The following is a 380-nucleotide window of genomic DNA, read 5'->3' on the forward strand; positions in this document are numbered from 1 at the left end:
CCTCCGGCCCTTTCCCTGACACCGGACGGAAAGCTGACCGCTAAAAATGCGGATATCAGTGGCAGTGTGAATGCGAACTCCGGGACGCTCAGTAATGTGACGATAGCTGAAAACTGTACGATAAACGGTACGCTGAGGGCGGAAAAAATCGTCGGGGACATTGTAAAGGCGGCGAGCGCGGCTTTTCCGCGCCAGCGTGAAAGCAGTGTGGACTGGCCGTCAGGTACCCGTACTGTCACCGTGACCGATGACCATCCTTTTGATCGCCAGATAGTGGTGCTTCCGCTGACGTTTCGCGGAAGTAAGCGTACTGTCAGCGGCAGGACAACGTATTCGATGTGTTATCTGAAAGTACTGATGAACGGTGCGGTGATTTATGA

The 380-nt window shown here is 53.9% G+C and carries 1 protein-coding gene; it reads left to right on the forward strand.

The window, feature by feature from the left end; translation table 11 throughout:
- On the forward strand, positions 1-380 hold a 380-nt coding region (locus CRV02_RS14760), incomplete at both ends, for a DUF3672 domain-containing protein (protein WP_258239349.1).

Origin of the sequence: Arcobacter sp. CECT 8989, from assembly GCF_004116715.1 — a bacterium.
Classification (GTDB): domain Bacteria; phylum Campylobacterota; class Campylobacteria; order Campylobacterales; family Arcobacteraceae; genus Halarcobacter.